We start from the raw sequence: 16,061 nt of genomic DNA, 5'->3' as shown, positions 1-16,061 counted from the left end.
TCTTACCCGGATTCAGAATCCCGTGCGGATCGAAGAGCTGCTTGATGCCCCGCATCAGGTATAGCTGCACCTCATTCAGGGCTATACCGATGTAAGGCCGCTGCACCAGCCCGATGCCGTGCTCGCCCGAGATCGTGCCGCCAAGTGACACGCAAAGCCGGAAGATTTCCTTTATACCTTCCGGGAGCTTGTTGTTCCAGTCCTCATCCGACATATCGCCCTTCACGATGTTGATGTGCAGGTTGCCGTCGCCGGCATGCCCGTAGCAGACCGATTTGAAATTGTAGCGTTCCCCTATCTCTTTTACGCCCCGCAACAGCACAGGCAGTTCGGCACGGGGTACGACTGTATCTTCTTCTTTGTAGATGGAGTTGCTTTTCACGGCATGGCCCACACTCCGGCGCATACGCCACAGGTCTTCCTTCTGCTTTTCGGTATCAGCTACCAGAATTTCACCTACATCAAAGGTTTCCAGCACCTCGTATACCCGCTCCGCGTCTTTGTAGAGCAGGTCCAGGTCATTGCCGTCCAGCTCGATGAGCAGGTGGGCCCGCTCGTCCTCGGCCATGGTCATACCCAGTCCCAGGTAGCGGCTGGCCCACTCAATGGCTTCGCGCTCCATGAACTCCAGTGCCGAGGGCACTATACCTGCGATAAAGATTTTGGAAACGGCCGCACAGGCTTCCTCTTCTTTCCGGAAAGGCACCAGCATCACCAGGTTCTGGGGCGGGTAGGGTATCAGCCGGAACACGATCTGCGTAATTATCCCCAGGGTACCTTCGCTGCCTACGAGCAGCTGCGTCAGGTTATAGCCGGTGGCATTCTTCAGCACATTGGCCCCGGTCCAGGTGATTTCACCGGTGGGCAATACGACCTGCATATTGAGTACATAGTCTTTGGTAACGCCATACTTCACCGCCCTGGGTCCCCCGGATGACTCGCTCAGGTTGCCGCCCAGAAAGCAGCTGCCGCGGCTCGAGGGATCGGGCGGATAGTGCAGGCCGCGCGCAATCACGGCCTCCTGAAACACCTGGGTAATCACCCCGGGCTCTACGGTTGCCTGCAGGTTCTGTTCGTCTATACTGATGATCCTGTTCAGCCGCTCTGTCGAGAGCACCACCCCGCCATGCACTGCCAGGGCGCCGCCGCTCAGGCCGGTGCCTGCCCCGCGGGGTGTCACCGGAATATAATTTTCATGGCATAGCTGCATAATACGACTGATTTCTTCAGCGTTAGCAGGTATGAGTACCACTTCAGGTAGGTAACGCAGGTCTTCTGTTTCGTCGTGCGTATAGGCCTGCATGCCATCGGCAGTGGGTAGCAGCATGTGCTCCTTGCCGACGATAGCAGCCAGAGCTTCGGTCAGCTCGGAAGTAATTGTATTAAATTTCATTTTCAAAAAGGGAGGGTTATCCTTAATTTAGCAAACTCTACTGATTTGTTTCACCTTGTGCTAAAGTAACGCTTTGAGAACTTTTTTTACTACTTCCTTCTTATTTATCTTTCTTATTCTGCTGATGGTTTCGTGTCAGTCCTCTCAGCCGACCTTCAGCAAGCGTGGTGAAACATACAAGTCTGCCAGAGAAATAGCAGAAGAAAAGCGGCTGGCACGCAAATCAGGCCGTATGGCTGAGCGGCGTCGCACAAAAGGCAAGCCCCTTGCTTCCAAAGACCGCACTAGCCGCACCAAGGTCTATAACCCGCGACGGGTAGACGAAGACGTGGCCACTGTGATCGAAACGGCCCGCTCCTTTACCGGAACTCCTTACCGATGGGGCGGCACTACCCGCGTAGGTATGGATTGTTCGGGCCTGTTGTGCACCTCTTTTGAGAGCATAGACGTCAAATTGCCCCGGACTTCCGAAGAACAGAGCCGCTACGGCAAAGATGTAAGAGTAAAAGATCTCAAAGAAGGTGATCTGGTATTTTTTGGTGCCAATAGAAACAGCCGCGAAATTACCCACGTGGGTATGGTGACAGAGGTGATCAGCGACAATGATGTGAAATTCATACACGCTTCCACCAGCCTGGGAGTCATCGAAAACAACTTTTTTGCAGAGCATTATCAGAAGATTTTCATCAAGGCGGTCAGGCCATTTTCAGAGTAAGCTGGCCTTGCCTATACCTTAGGGGCCATTCGCAAATCAAATTTCACACCCAAACAACACATAAATACCTAACAACTACGTACTTATAAGAAATCGGATTTTTTCAACCTAACTTATAAGTATTATGAGGACTATCTACAAAAAGCTATTTCTTTTCTTGCTGTTGCTGCTTTCGGGCCAGCTTGCCTGGGCGCAGGGAGCTACGACTGCTGCCATGAGTGGTACAGTAAGAGATCAGAGTGGCACAGCACTTCCCGGCGCCACCGTAATAGCCGTGCATACCCCCACCAACACGCAATATGTAGCAGGCACCGATGCAGAAGGCCGCTTCAATATTCTGAATATGCGTGTCGGTGGTCCCTATACCGTCCGGACTTCTTATGTGGGTTTCCAGGAACAGGTCATGGAGAACATCACCCTCAGCCTGGGACAGACCGCCCGCGTGGACCTGGTCATATTGGAAAGCACACAACAATTGGGCGAGGTACAGATCATAGGACAACGGAGCGATATTTTCAACCAGGAGCGCACAGGGGCCGCTACCAACGTGTCGCGGGAGCAACTCGAGCGGCTGCCCACACTCAGCCGCAGCCTGCAGGACTTCACCCGCCTCACTCCCCAGGCCTCCGGCAATTCCATCGCAGGCTCCAACAACCGCTACAACAACATCACCATCGACGGGGCCGTGAACAACGACGTGTTTGGCCTCTCGGGTAGCGGCACACCAGGCGGCCAGGCGGGCACGCAGCCCATCTCGCTGGACGCCATCCAGGAAATACAGGTGGTCGTGGCGCCCTATGATGTTACGCAGGGCAACTTTACCGGCGGTGGCATCAATGCCGTAACCCGCAGTGGCACCAACGAATTTTCAGGCTCGGTGTATGGCTTCGGCCGGACCGAGAAAACCATCGGAAAAGCCGTAGAAGGTCCCCGCGTGCGGGCCGATGAGTTCAGCAACTACCAGTATGGCGCACGTCTTGGCGGGCCCATCATCCAGGACAAGCTGTTCTTCTTCTTCAACTACGATGCCACTCGCATCACGGAGCCGGTACGCTTTGCGCCGGGCTCGGCCGAATCGCAGATCCCCCTCTCCGCTGCCCAGCAACTCGCAGACTTCGTGCGCAGCACCTACGGCTATGACGTGGGTACCTTCGGAAACTTTGACAGGGAGACGCAGAGCGACAAATACTTTGCACGCCTGGACTGGAACATCACCAACGATCACCAGCTTACCCTGCGCCACAACATCGTGGACGCCGTGCAGGACGATTTCACCAGAAACCGCAACTTCGTGCGGCTCGGCAACAATGCCTATGTATTCAACAGCCTCACCCACAGCACTGTGGCGGAACTAAACAGCCGGATAAGCAATGATATAGCCAACAAGCTCATCCTGGGCTACTCCCGCATCCGGGAGAGCCGCGACACGCCTGGCGCCCTTTTCCCTCAGGTCACCATCGCTGACCCGGTGGGCACGCTGGAGTTCGGCTCTCAGCGCTCTTCCACCGCCAACGAGCTGGACCAGGATATCTTTGAGTTCACAGACAACCTCACCTATACCATCGGGTCCCACAACCTGACCTTCGGTACCCACAACGAGTTCTTCAAATTCAGGAACCTGTTCATCAACAACCTGAACGGCCGCTGGGACTTCAACTCCCTCGAAGACTTCTACAACAACCGCCCGAACCGCGTCCGGGCCTCGTATTCGCTGACAGAAGACCCGCGGCCGGCAGCAGAGTTCAACGCCGCCCAGCTAGGCTTCTATGCACAGGACGAGTATAATTTCTCGGAGCAGCTGCGGGTTACGCTGGGGCTGCGGCTCGATGTGCCCGCCTTCCCGGACCAGCCGGCCCGCAACACCCAACTGGAGTCTGACTTTGCCGAAATCAACTCCGGGTTGCGGACAGACAGGACCCCGGGAGGACAGCTGATGTGGGCGCCGCGGCTGGGCTTTAACTATACCCCTACCGAAGACCGCTCGTTCCAGATACGAGGCGGTACAGGTATATTTACCGGGCGTGTGCCATTCGTGTGGTTATCCAACCAGTTTGTGAACACCGGTACGGTACTGGGCACAGTTGACCAGCGCACCCCACCCACCTTTGTGGCCGACCCCAATAATCAACGAAACGCAGGCACGCCGGTGCAGACGGTAGAAGTGAACGTGATCGGCGACGACTTCAAGCTGCCCCAGGTATGGCGAAGCAACCTGGCCCTGGACTATACCTTGCCCGGGGAAATAATCGCGACCGTGGAAGGCATCTACTCCAAGACCCTGAACGATGTGGTCTACCGGGACCTCAACCTGGTGGCACCCGAAGGGCAGCTGCCCGGCCCGGACAATCGAAACTTCTTCCCGGCGCAGCGTCGTAGGAACCCGTCCTACACCAACGTAATTCTGCTGGATAACACCGACGAAGGCTCCCGCTACAGCATCACCGGTCAGCTCCGCAAAGATTTCGTGAATGGGTTAAATACTACCATAGCCTATACCTACGGCAAGTCCAAGGACGTGAATAGCGGAACCAGCTCTACCGCCCTCTCCAATTACGAGTTCAACCAGATCGTCAACGACCCGAACAACCCCGAGCTGAGCTACTCCCGCTTCGACATCCGTCACCGGATCATCGGTTCAGGGGGCTATACCTTCCGCTATGCCAACAATTTTGCAACGGGCATTTCCCTCTTCTACCAGGGACAATCAGGCGCTCCTTTTACATACCTCTATGCGCAGGACCTCAATGGCGACGGCAACTTTGGCAATGATTTGTTGTACGTGCCCCGTAACAGGGATGAAATCCTGCTTGTGCCCCTCACGGTGAGTGGCACCCTCTATTCACCGGATGAACAGTGGGCGGCACTGGACGCCTTCATCAGCGACGACGACTACTTGGATGAGCGCCGCGGCGAGTATGCCGAGCGCAACGGCGCCCGCATGCCATGGACGCACCAATGGGACCTGCGCCTTTTCCAGGACTTCTATATCACCGCAGGAGAGACCCGCCACACGCTCCAGATTACGTTTGATGTGTTCAATGTGGGCAACCTGCTGAACAGGGACTGGGGCCGTCAGTATTTCGTAACCAACAATGCCAATGAAATAGTACGTTATGCCGGCAGGGATGCCGCTACAGGCCAGCCGACCTTTACCTTTAACCCCAACAACAGGGCCTACAACATTGCACCTTTTGACTCCAGGTGGCAGGGACAGCTCGGGGTACGCTACCTCTTTAATTAAAAGCACCGATAGCTCAAAAAAGAAAGGCGGGACATGCATGTCCCGCCTTTCTTTTTGCTCCGTGTTCGAACACTGGAGGCGCTTAAATATACTACATTTTTTTGATGGCAGAGCGCGAATAACACATGATAAATTATTAATAATAAATTAACCTCTAAGTAGTTGCATTTCGAGGATTTGCCTCTAATTTTGCGGACAAAAAATCAATCAATCTTTTTATGAAAAACTTATTACTCTCAACACTTCTCATGTTGCTGTGTATGGCAGGTTTGCATGCGCAGGTAACAACGAGTAGCGTTAGTGGATCCGTAAAGGATTCAAAAGGTGAAGCTCTTATTGGCGCGACCGTCAGAGCAACTCACCAGCCTTCAGGAACCGTGTACGGTTCCACCACCAACACTGAGGGACAGTTCAACATTGCGAACATGCGTGTTGGGGGTCCTTACGTAGTTGAAGTGAGCTACATCGGTTTCCAGCCTAAGGCCATCGATGGAATCACTTTACAACTCGGCCGCCCTTACAACCTGAACGCTACTCTTTCAGAGGCTGGAAGCGAGCTACAGGAAGTAGTAGTAAGCGCCGATCGCTCTTCGGTATTCAATGCTTCTAAAACTGGTGCCGCTACAAACGTAGGCACACAGCAGCTCGAAGCATTGCCAACTATCTCCAGAAGTTTGACAGACTTCACCCGTCTGACACCACAGGCAAACGGCAATGGCTTTGCTGGTCGTGACGGACGTTTCAACAACGTTCAGATTGACGGTGCGAACTTCAACAACGCTTTCGGTCTGAGCTCAAGCGCTCTTCCTGGCGGCAACTCGCAGCCCATCTCCCTGGACGCAATTGAAGAAGTTCAGGTAAACATCGCTCCTTATGATGTTCGTCAGTCAGGTTTTACAGGTGCTGGCGTAAACGCAGTAACCCGTAGCGGTACAAACAAATTCTCTGGTTCTGCTTATACTTTCTACCGTAACCAGGATATGATCGGTACTAAAGTTAGCGGCAATGAGCTTCCTGCGCAGTCAGACAACAAAAGCCTTACCTACGGTGCACGTCTGGGTGGGCCGATCATCAAGAACAAATTGTTCTTCTTCGCCAACTACGAGCACGAGAAAGAAACCTTCCCTGGCATTACCTGGCTGGCTTCACGTCCAGGTCTGACCGGCCCGAACGTTTCCAGAACTACAGCATCTGATTTGGAAAGAGTGCGTGAACACCTGATCAACAACTACAGCTATAACCCAGGCGCGTATGAAAATTACGCCAATGAGTTCGCCAACGAGAGCAACAAGTTCCTGGTTCGTTTAGACTGGAACATCAGCGACATGCACAAGTTCACCATCCGCTACAACCAGGTAGTTGGTACCAGCGACCAGGTGATCAACGGCAACTCAGGTCCTAACCCGCGTTCTTCTTCAAACCGTGTGAGCTCTAACTCACTGGCTTTCGAGAAATCGAACTACGGATTTGAGAACTCAGTACGTTCCCTGACAGCTGAATTGAACAGCTCGTTCACGTCCAGACTTTCAAACCAGTTCCTGGCTACCTACAGCCGTATTCAGGACACCCGTACTGCTCCAGGCGAAGATTTCCCGCTTGTTGACATCTGGGAAGGTGGCGACCAGTACATGAGCTTTGGTACTGAGCCTTTCACAAAGGGTAACGACGTAATCAACAACAACTACTCCTTCATCAACAACCTCACTTACCTAGCAGGCAAGCATACATTAACTGGTGGCGCTAGCTTCGAGTTACTGAAGTTCGGTAACAGCTACCAGCGTTTTGCAACCTCTTACTACCGTTATGCTTCTGTTGATGATTTCATTAACAACGCGAAACCAACTTCTTATGCGGTAACTTACCCTTATGAGGGTCAGGACCCATATGCCCGCGTGAACTTCGCCACAGCAGGTCTTTACCTGCAGGACAGAATCGCTGTGAACAGCCAACTGGATGTTACTGCCGGTATCCGTGCTGAACTTCCACTTTACCTGAACGACCTTACGGCCAACCAGGCAATTGATAACCTGGTGCTGCTTGATCCGGACGGAAACGAAGTAAAATACTCTAGCGGAACCTGGCCTAAATCAAAAGTATTGTTGTCTCCAAGAGTCGGCTTTAACTATGATGTAATGGGTGATGGTTCGCTGCAACTGCGTGGTGGTACCGGTATCTTCTCTGGCCGTATTCCATTTGTATGGTTAACGAATATGCCAACTAACGCCGGTGTACTTCAAAATACATTGGAGCCTGTTCCGTCAAAAGCACTGGATGGTATCCGATTCAATCCTGACCCAATGCACTGGGTAAACAACGGACCTTCTGATATCTTCATCAAATCCCCTAAAGCCGGTGCTCCGGGTAGCTTTGCCCTGGTTGACAAAAACTTCAAAATGCCACAGGTATGGAGAAGCAGCTTAGGTGCTGATTACACGATCCCTGGTACGCCACTGGTGGCCACTACTGACCTTCTTTACACCAAAGACTTACAGGGTGTTTATCAGTTCAACGCCAACAGAAAGGCAGCTACCAAGCAGCTGAACAACTCAGGCGACGACCGTGACTTCTGGGGTGGCAAAAACAATGCAGTTTATAACCCTGCAACAGGCGACGCGATTGTACTGACAAATACAACCAAAGGTCAGTCTTTCTCAGCTACAGCTGGTCTGTCACTTCCTTCCAGAAATGGTCTGTTTGGCTCCGTATTCTATACCTATACTTCTGCTAAAGACATTACTGGTAACCCAGGTTCTAACGCTGGTTCTGCGTGGTCTAACAACTACTCTATCAACGATCCGAACGAACTGCTGATGGGCCTTTCTCAGTTTGCAGTTCCTCACCGTGTGGTTGCGAACCTGTCTTACCGTCTGGAGTATGCGAACCACCTGGCAACTACATTCTCTTTATTCTATGAAGGTACTAACCCAGGTCGTTTCGCTTATACCTACAACGGCGACATCAACCAGGACGGTGTGAGCAATGACCTGCTTTACATCCCAAGCTCTTCAGCTGAAGTAAACTTTGTTGACATCACAGACAGCAAGACCAAGGAAGTGATTTTCTCTGCTCAGCAGCAGCGTGAAGCATTCGACAAGTTCATTAGCAGCGACAAATACCTGAGCGACAGCAGAGGTGGTTATGTTGAGCGTAACAACGGTTTGCTGCCATGGTTGAACAGATTCGACGCCAGATTACTGCAGGACATTTTCACTAACATTGGTGAGAACCGCAACACACTACAGTTTAGCTTTGACGTGAAGAACATCGGTAACCTGATCAGCTCTGACTGGGGCGTTTACAAAGAGCTGAACAGTGGTTCTTCTTTCAACTACGCGCTGCTGAGAGTTAACAGCGTGTCAGCAGAAGGTGTACCAACTTTCAACATGATCACTGTGAAAGACAACGCTGGTAGCACAGTATTGCCAACGTCAGCTTTCCGTGACCGTTTTAACACAACCAACACCTGGAGCATGCAGGTTGGTCTTCGTTATATCTTTAACTAAGAGCAACTTACTATACCTTGAAAAGGCGGGACAAATGTCCCGCCTTTTTTATTTTCAAAAACTCCGTCTTCTGTTTTTGGATATTGGAAATTTGTTCTAATTTTGTGCCAGTCAAACGGGGGATTAGCTCAGCTGGCTAGAGCGCTTGCATGGCATGCAAGAGGTCATCGGTTCGACTCCGATATTCTCCACTAATGATCAGGCCTTTATGAAGTAATATTCATAAAGGCCTTTTTTGTGCGTACAATTTGCCTGCATAGATTTCCTTATGCCTCGGCGTCTGCTCCTTTGCTGTCCCAGACTGAACATCCTCCTGCAAGAAAAGATTTATACCTATAGCACTAGCGGCACTAGTGGCATAAATTCCAGTACTTTTCCTTGATATATTTAAATATTATTATAGCTTGCAATTATATCTCATAAGCCAGAGTAAGATATACTAGAAGGAAAAAAGACATGCCTATAGTGCCTCTTACAGCCAATCGGCAAATTGAGAAAGCCTGAAAGGAGCTTGGAACGGCATTTGTTCTTCTGACTTCTACCGATATAATCTAATTTACCCATACAAGCCCAAGTAATGGAAATTAAACTTCACTTGCAGGCAGTCTTTCAAAATGACTACGTCAAAGTAGAAATAGATAGCGCTCACGGACTTATCTATGTAGAGTGGTTACAACATCCGGACAGCCAGGCCTTGCGGGAAGGGTTTCTTAAGCTCGCCGACATTGTGTTGGCAAGCAAAAGCAAGTATTGGCTGAGCGATGCAAAGGCCATACATTACCTGGAATTTGCAGACCAGAACTGGCTGATAAGCGAAATGGCTCCAGTTTTAAAGAAAAGTCAGCTGGTTAAGTTTGCCCGCCTTACTACTCAGGAAGGCATGCTGATGATGGATGTAGCACGGCTGTATGAAATGGTGGGGAAGCTAACAGCACTGGGTATTACAACCCAACTAGAAATGTTCACCAGTAAGGAAGCCGCACTGGAATGGCTTCTGTCCTGACTGCTTCAGAAAATCACTACAGGCATACATACAACTCTCCGGAAAGTGCTTAAAATTTACAGTCTCCCTAGGAGATCACAAGGTTGTTCTCCATACGTGCCTCTCTGTGAATACGCTTTTGGGTAGGTAGACATCCCGGCACAGCAGGATAAACGACCAGCTTTTGGTCAAATAAAAAAACCCATCAGCTAGGACGGGTTTTGTTTGGGGTGTAAGACAGGCCGGATTCGAACCGGCGACCTTTACCATGTCAAGGTAACGCTCTAACCAACTGAGCTACTATCTTATAGTTAATGCGTCTGATTCCGCCATTATCCAGAGAACAAAGATACTAATTCTGTCATTAGTTACTATGCCCAATCGACGAAAAATGCTACCTCTAGCGGAACGGTCTTTTCTCCTTCTACTATCACTTTAGTTTTTATAAAACATATATTCGTAAAAGCCCCCACACTGACTCGCGCAACTTCCTTAGAGCCAGAAAGTAAGATAATTTATCCACAGGGGTCGAATATATGAAACATATTCGCTAAGCTATAAATTGTATTCTTTTTGTCCACTTATTAAAAAATATACATACGTATAGCCATCTATAACCCTATATAGCTATACCTTATGAAACACTTTTTACTCTTAGCATTTATAATTTTACCTTTCACTTCCTTCGCTCAGCTTACACCTGTTTTAGATAAAAAAACGGGCCAGATCACCTTCACTGACGTGGTAGATGTCAAAGGCATACCTCAAACGGAGCTATACAACCGGATAAAAACGTTTTATGGCACAGGCACTTCTTCTAAAGAACAAATACAACTTACCGATGGAGCGGCCGGCAATATGGTGGGCAAAGCTTTTATGGATGTCATCATCAATGACGGCATCACAACAGAGAAGCAACGCCTTTGGTACACGATCCTGGTGGAACTGCACGACGCTAAGTTCCGCTACGTGTTGAAAGAGCTCAGTTTGCAGCGCTACTGCATTCCGGCAAAACAGATTGCGTGCGAGGAACAGACAAAGCCGGTAGCAGTGGAGGACCTTCTGAAGCTGACTGCCAGGTCCGCTAAGAAAAGCCCGGCAAAGGCTTATTCCCTGGAAAGTCAACTGGGTAAAGCTGCTTCCAACCTGGTTACTTCGCTTACTAAAAGTGCCCTTACAGAGCGCCACATAGCCGGCCTCAGCCCCGAGTAAAATTTTCCGGGCAAGCCCCCATCCGGTGATCTATACCGGATGGGGGCTTTTTCTTTCGGCACAATAGCCACTGATTTGGCAATACTGCCATACCTTAACCGCACCCTTTCCAGCCCATTTTCCGGTCACCAGCTCGCTCAGGTTTCTCTGCCCATAGGTATAGATTCCGGGAACATGCCCCACCTCTAGCCGTACCTTATAAGACGTGATCACTAAAAAAGGAGGACATATGGCATTTAACTTTGAGGACAACAAGAAGGATGCGATTGTGCTGTTGCAGTCAGTGGCACAAGAGCTCAACACCGATGACATGAACAAGGCCGGCCGCATTTTCAGGGCTGTGCTGCAATCCATACGGGACAGGTTGCCGGTCATTGATGCAGTGCAGTTTGCGGCTCAGCTGCCTATCTTCTGGAAAGGCATTTACTTTGACCAGTATGATCCGGAGAAGGTGCCCGTCAGAATCCGGGATGCCCAGGAGTGGCTGAATTACATCCGGAACAAGAATGCATTTGCTGCCAACAACGATTTTCAGCAGGACGAAGAAATAGCGGCTGCCTTCAAAGGTGTCTTTCAGGCCCTTCAAAACCAGATAACGGACGGGCAGCTGCAAAAAGTAAAAGAATCTCTGGACGAGGAGATACAGGAGTTACTGGAAGCATAAAAAAAATATTCTCTTGCTGCCCGACAGGTATAGCAGGCAGCAAGAGAATATACCAGTATCTTTATTTATTATACAAATAGTCCCTCTACAGACAAATAACGCTCGCCTGTATCGTAGCAGAATGTCAGCACCCGGGCTCCTTCTTCTATCTCCTCATCCAGTTTCTGCTGCACGGCTGCCAGCGAAGCCCCGGACGAAACACCGACAAAGATCCCTTCCTCCATTGCTGCCCTCCTGGCAAAATCAAACGCGTCGTCCGGGCTGACCTGCACCACGCCATCCAGCACAGTGGTATCCATGATGCTCGGAATAAATCCTGCGCCTACTCCCTGTATCGGGTGCGGTCCGGGTTGCCCGCCGCTCAGCACCGGCGAACCGGTTGGTTCAACTGCGTATACCTTCAGGTTCGGAAAACGCTGCTTGAGCACTTTGGATACGCCTGTAATATGCCCGCCCGTTCCTACACCTGTGATGAGGTAATCAAACCCTTCCGGAAAATCATTCAGGATTTCCTGGGCTGTGGCTTCCATGTGGATTCTTGTGTTGGCTTCATTATCGAACTGCATGGGCATCCAGGCATGTTCGTGCTCTTCCAGCAATTCGCGGGCGCGCTCTATGGCGCCTTTCATTCCCTTCTCTCGCGGTGTCAGTTCCAGCTTGGCACCATAAGCTGCCATCAGGCGGCGGCGCTCGATCGACATCGACTCCGGCATAACCAAGATCAGGCGATAACCCTTGACAGCAGCCACCATCGCCAGGCCTACGCCCGTGTTGCCCGAGGTTGGCTCTACGATCACACTTTCTTTTTTCAGGATGCCTTTGTTCTCAGCATCTTCGATCATAGACAGTGCGATCCGGTCCTTTATACTCCCGCCGGGGTTAGCCCGCTCCAGCTTCATCCATACCTCTACTTTCTTTTGAAATAGTTTGTTGATGCGTACGAGCGGCGTGTTACCTATTGTTTCGAGAATGTTATTGGCTTTCATTCGTATGTATAGCTTTAGATTGAAAAATTCAGTACATCGGCCGGGTCGTTGTAATAGCTGACCTTGATCTGCGGCCAGTGGTAAACCCGGGCATAAGGCGGCACGCTTTCTGTCAGCCAGACGTTACCGCCGATGATGCTGTGCCTGCCTACTACCGTGTTGCCGCCCAGTATGGTAGCCCCTGCATAAATCACGACCTGGTCTTCAATGGTCGGATGGCGTTTGATGTTGGCCATGACCTTGTCTACACTCAGGGCTCCCAGGGTTACCCCCTGGTATACCTTCACGTCATCGCCGATAATCGTTGTCTGGCCGATGACCACGCCTGTACCATGATCAATGCAAAAGCGGGCCCCGATACGAGCGCCCGGATGAATGTCTATACCTGTTTTGCCATGGGCATAAGCAGACAGCACCCGGGGCAGCAGCGGCACGTCGAGTTTGTAAAACTGATGCGCCAGCCGGTACACAGCCACTGCAAAAAATCCAGGGTAGGTACGGATCACTTCGTCGACGTTGACAGCAGCCGGATCGCCTGCTTCGATAGCGGCGGCATCGGCATTCATCTCTTTCTGCAAGCGCGGCAAGGCATCAAAAAAAGCAGCGGCAATCACTTCGGGTTTATCCGGGAGTCGCTCCTGTATGCGGACCAGAATGTGCTCCAGATCGGCCCGCAGCAACATCAGATAGGCTTCTACCTCGGATCGCGATGCAAAGGAACGCTCCGATAAAGAAGGAAAAAGCAGCTGCAGCAGCCCATCCAGAAAAGCACAACTCATCGAATGGGGTACCACATGCTGCAACTGCTGGTGCACCTTTGTCAAATGCGCCACAAAATCCTGATTTACTCCTTTCATCGTGTTACAGGAACAACTGATCTTAGTTTAAGTTTTAAAACAAAAGAGGGAGATCAGGCGCCTCCCTCTATTTTTGCTATACGTTCTAAAATATTTCAACGTACAAAAACACCTGAAATTATATCCTGCGCCTTCTTCCCTGGCTGGCCCGGATGCCTACACCGCTAACCACGAGGGGAAAGCAGTAGCCAGACTGACCACTCCGATTCCAGGCTATACCTGCATAAAAAAGGGCTTTCTTTTCAAGAAAGCCCTTTTCATTCCCAGCTACTCGCTATATCTAATCACAATGCCCCGGGCCAATTTTGCCTTCGTTGTAGTCAGCCAGTACAGCGGCCATAGCAGTTGCCTTTGCATGCAGGTCTTTGTTACCCTTCACGTCTTGCGGGCTATACTTAGAGAAGAACTCGGATGCCTGCGTGAAAGCGTTCCATACCTTCTCATCATCCGCTGCCGACAGGGCTGCACCGGCTGCCTTGTTCAGCTCAGCAGCAATGAACTGATGGGCCAGTATATAATAGGCGTTTCCTTTCGGAGCTTCCTGCAGCACCTGCAGATAGTTCATACCTGATAGGTAGAACGTCTTGTTGATGTAGGCGTCCCAGGTGCTGTCATACTTCTTGCTGCCCTTTTCTGCGTGCGTTTTCCAGTACCCTTGCGTGCGTGTGCAGCTTACGCCCGGCGTGGAAGGGGTTTCAGTTTCCCGGCAGAACTCGATGTTATCGATGCCTCCGGAGCCAGCCGGATTATTGTCCAGCATACCATCCAGGTATACCCGGACCTTCCATACACCACCGATGCCATTGCTTCCGTTGAACGTAACTTTTCCGATGCCGCCTTCGCCTGTCACAGGTATAGCCATGCTATGCACAGGCTTTCCATCCTGACCTAACAGCTCTATTTTGGAAGGGCTCTCATACGAATCGATGTCGATCACGTCCAGGGATTTAATATTCACGGGTGCGGCTGCAGCAAAATCCACTTCGATCGTTCCTCCCCAGGGGTTAGTGGTTATGAATTCCTCTCCCGGTGCTACCGCATCAGACTCTTTGTACTTATTGATGATCAGCACATTGCCCAGCGTAGTAGATTTCATGTCATGCTCGGTCGTGGTACCGGTATGCTGCAGCATGGCATAGTTGCGATCCGTCACGATCGTACCGTCCTTCGCCCGCATAATGGATTTGACACCAATCATGTGTCCGCCGGTGCTTTGCACCTGCGTTAAGAAACCGGGCGCATAGTTTTCGAAGGAGATCTTGTCACAGGTACCTGTGGTCGCCTGAAGTGCCATGCTTTCATTCAGCAGCACATCTTCTTCTTTCTCGCATCCAAACAGGATCGCAGCACTTAAGCTTAAGGTGAGAGCTCTTAATAAAGTTTTTTTCATGTTGTTTTATCTTAGAATTTGGACAATAAGGATCCGGCTACTGGCAGATCAAGCCAGATACAGGACGTTTTAAAGATGTAAAAATGGTAAACATACCTAGCGGCAGCCGGGACGGCGCTACTAGAATCGCAGGAAGGAAGCACCCAATAGTACTATTTTACCAGTACTACAGCTGCATTGCCTGCTTGGGCTTTTATACTATAATCAAGAAAAAAAGTATTCAAAAAATGAAAATTTATTTTTTGAATACTGCCGCACTTAGTCCAACCTAACCCGGCAGTCAGCACCAAAACCGCTTAAAAACAAGTCAGCCCTTGCATTTCAGTAAACTGAAGCACAAGGGCTGACTTACAAAATAATCCTATACTTAAAAATCTACCTCTGCAAAAAGGCAATATATTTATTCAATTTGAAATAGGGAACAAATCCTAATTACGGCAAAACTCGATCACATCGATAGCGCCGTTACCTGAATTGTTTTTGCCGGTAAAGGAAACCACCAGCTTGTTGACACCCGGCGTATCGATCCGGAGGCGGGTGGCGCCATTCGCTCCTGTAACCGGCAATGGCATTGTCTTGAGGAGCTTACCCGACTGGTCATAGAGTTCTACAGTAGAGCCTGCTTCATCTTCCTCGATGTCCAGTACGTGTATACCTTTCAGCGTAATGCTGCCCATGGCCGAAAAGTCCATCTCGATACGGCCACCGTTCCTGTACTTGTCTGCTTCAGGGGTATCACCCTTGCTGACCAGCAGCACTCTGCCCATTGGACGCATGGCCTCTTTGTTAGGCGTTCTGAAATCCTGCAGCTTGCCGGTTGGGCTGCTGGTATCAAACAGCTTGGCTACGTTTTCGCTTTTGTACTCCCCATTGGGCTGAAGCTGCTGCGCAGAAACGGTAACAGGTGTACCCTGGCTGTATACTTCGGTAATGATATTGTTGGTGTTATAAGAATCTTCTTCAAATTCAATGATCTCACAGCTGGTCGGGTCGGTACCATAAACCCTCATCTGTGAATAAGGCAGCGGCTCTATCAGCTGCACATCCTTCTCCGTTCCCATTGATACAACACCCAGTACTGTCAGCGCAATAAAATTACCGATAAACATCTTTTTATA

Annotated in this window: 11 protein-coding genes and 2 tRNA genes; 7 read left to right on the top strand and 6 right to left on the bottom strand. The window is 50.5% G+C overall.

What is annotated here, in order from left to right:
* Positions 1-1,393 (bottom strand): FAD-binding oxidoreductase (locus tag OB13_RS03400; protein ID WP_461488742.1); only part of this gene is annotated, 1,393 nt, incomplete at its 3' end.
* A 73-nt stretch (positions 1,394-1,466) separates the two neighbouring features.
* On the opposite strand from OB13_RS03400, the gene OB13_RS03395 reads away from it, so the two are divergent.
* The 5 genes from OB13_RS03395 (at position 1,467) to OB13_RS03375 (ending at position 9,855) form a co-directional block, all read left to right on the top strand.
* A complete protein-coding gene (locus OB13_RS03395; RefSeq protein WP_461488741.1) occupies positions 1,467-2,108 on the top strand; it encodes a C40 family peptidase in 642 nt (213 codons plus the stop codon).
* 124 nt (positions 2,109-2,232) lie between these two features.
* Positions 2,233-5,349, top strand: a complete 3,117-nt coding sequence (locus OB13_RS03390) for a TonB-dependent receptor (protein WP_461488740.1) — start codon at positions 2,233-2,235, stop codon at positions 5,347-5,349.
* Between the two features lie 218 nt (positions 5,350-5,567).
* Positions 5,568-8,852, top strand: coding sequence for a TonB-dependent receptor (locus OB13_RS03385; RefSeq protein WP_461488739.1), 3,285 nt, complete (start codon positions 5,568-5,570; stop codon positions 8,850-8,852).
* 117 nt (positions 8,853-8,969) lie between these two features.
* Positions 8,970-9,043: transfer RNA gene (locus OB13_RS03380), tRNA-Ala, on the top strand.
* A gap of 386 nt (positions 9,044-9,429) precedes the next feature.
* Positions 9,430-9,855: a hypothetical protein gene (locus tag OB13_RS03375; protein ID WP_461488738.1), complete on the top strand. Its 426-nt coding sequence runs from the start codon at positions 9,430-9,432 to the stop codon at positions 9,853-9,855.
* 212 nt (positions 9,856-10,067) lie between these two features.
* Here the strand turns inward: OB13_RS03375 and OB13_RS03370 are convergent.
* Positions 10,068-10,141, bottom strand: a tRNA-Val gene (locus OB13_RS03370).
* A 329-nt stretch (positions 10,142-10,470) separates the two neighbouring features.
* Between OB13_RS03370 and OB13_RS03365 the strand changes: the two genes are divergently transcribed.
* The gene (locus tag OB13_RS03365; protein WP_461488737.1) at positions 10,471-11,046 is read left to right on the top strand and encodes a DUF4468 domain-containing protein; all 576 of its coding nucleotides are present in this window, start codon (positions 10,471-10,473) and stop codon (positions 11,044-11,046) included.
* A 229-nt stretch (positions 11,047-11,275) separates the two neighbouring features.
* Positions 11,276-11,710: a DUF2267 domain-containing protein gene (locus tag OB13_RS03360; RefSeq protein WP_461488736.1), complete on the top strand. Its 435-nt coding sequence runs from the start codon at positions 11,276-11,278 to the stop codon at positions 11,708-11,710.
* Between the two features lie 68 nt (positions 11,711-11,778).
* Here OB13_RS03360 and cysK read toward each other — a convergent pair whose 3' ends face one another.
* From cysK to OB13_RS03340, 4 genes are all read right to left on the bottom strand, one after another.
* Positions 11,779-12,696, bottom strand: coding sequence for a cysteine synthase A (gene cysK / locus OB13_RS03355; protein ID WP_461488735.1), 918 nt, complete (start codon positions 12,694-12,696; stop codon positions 11,779-11,781).
* Between the two features lie 14 nt (positions 12,697-12,710).
* Positions 12,711-13,553 (bottom strand): serine O-acetyltransferase, encoded by an 843-nt coding sequence (locus OB13_RS03350; RefSeq protein WP_461488734.1) that lies wholly within the window; start codon positions 13,551-13,553, stop codon positions 12,711-12,713.
* A gap of 280 nt (positions 13,554-13,833) precedes the next feature.
* On the bottom strand, positions 13,834-14,943 hold the full coding sequence (locus OB13_RS03345; RefSeq protein ID WP_461488733.1) for a hypothetical protein: 1,110 nt from the start codon (positions 14,941-14,943) through the stop codon (positions 13,834-13,836).
* A gap of 428 nt (positions 14,944-15,371) precedes the next feature.
* The coding region (locus OB13_RS03340; RefSeq protein WP_461488732.1) for a hypothetical protein at positions 15,372-16,061 on the bottom strand (690 nt) is incomplete at its 5' end.

Source organism: Pontibacter sp. HJ8, assembly GCF_054824225.1.
Note: the sequence above shows the minus strand (reverse complement) of the source record. Positions and strands in the feature narration are given on the sequence as shown.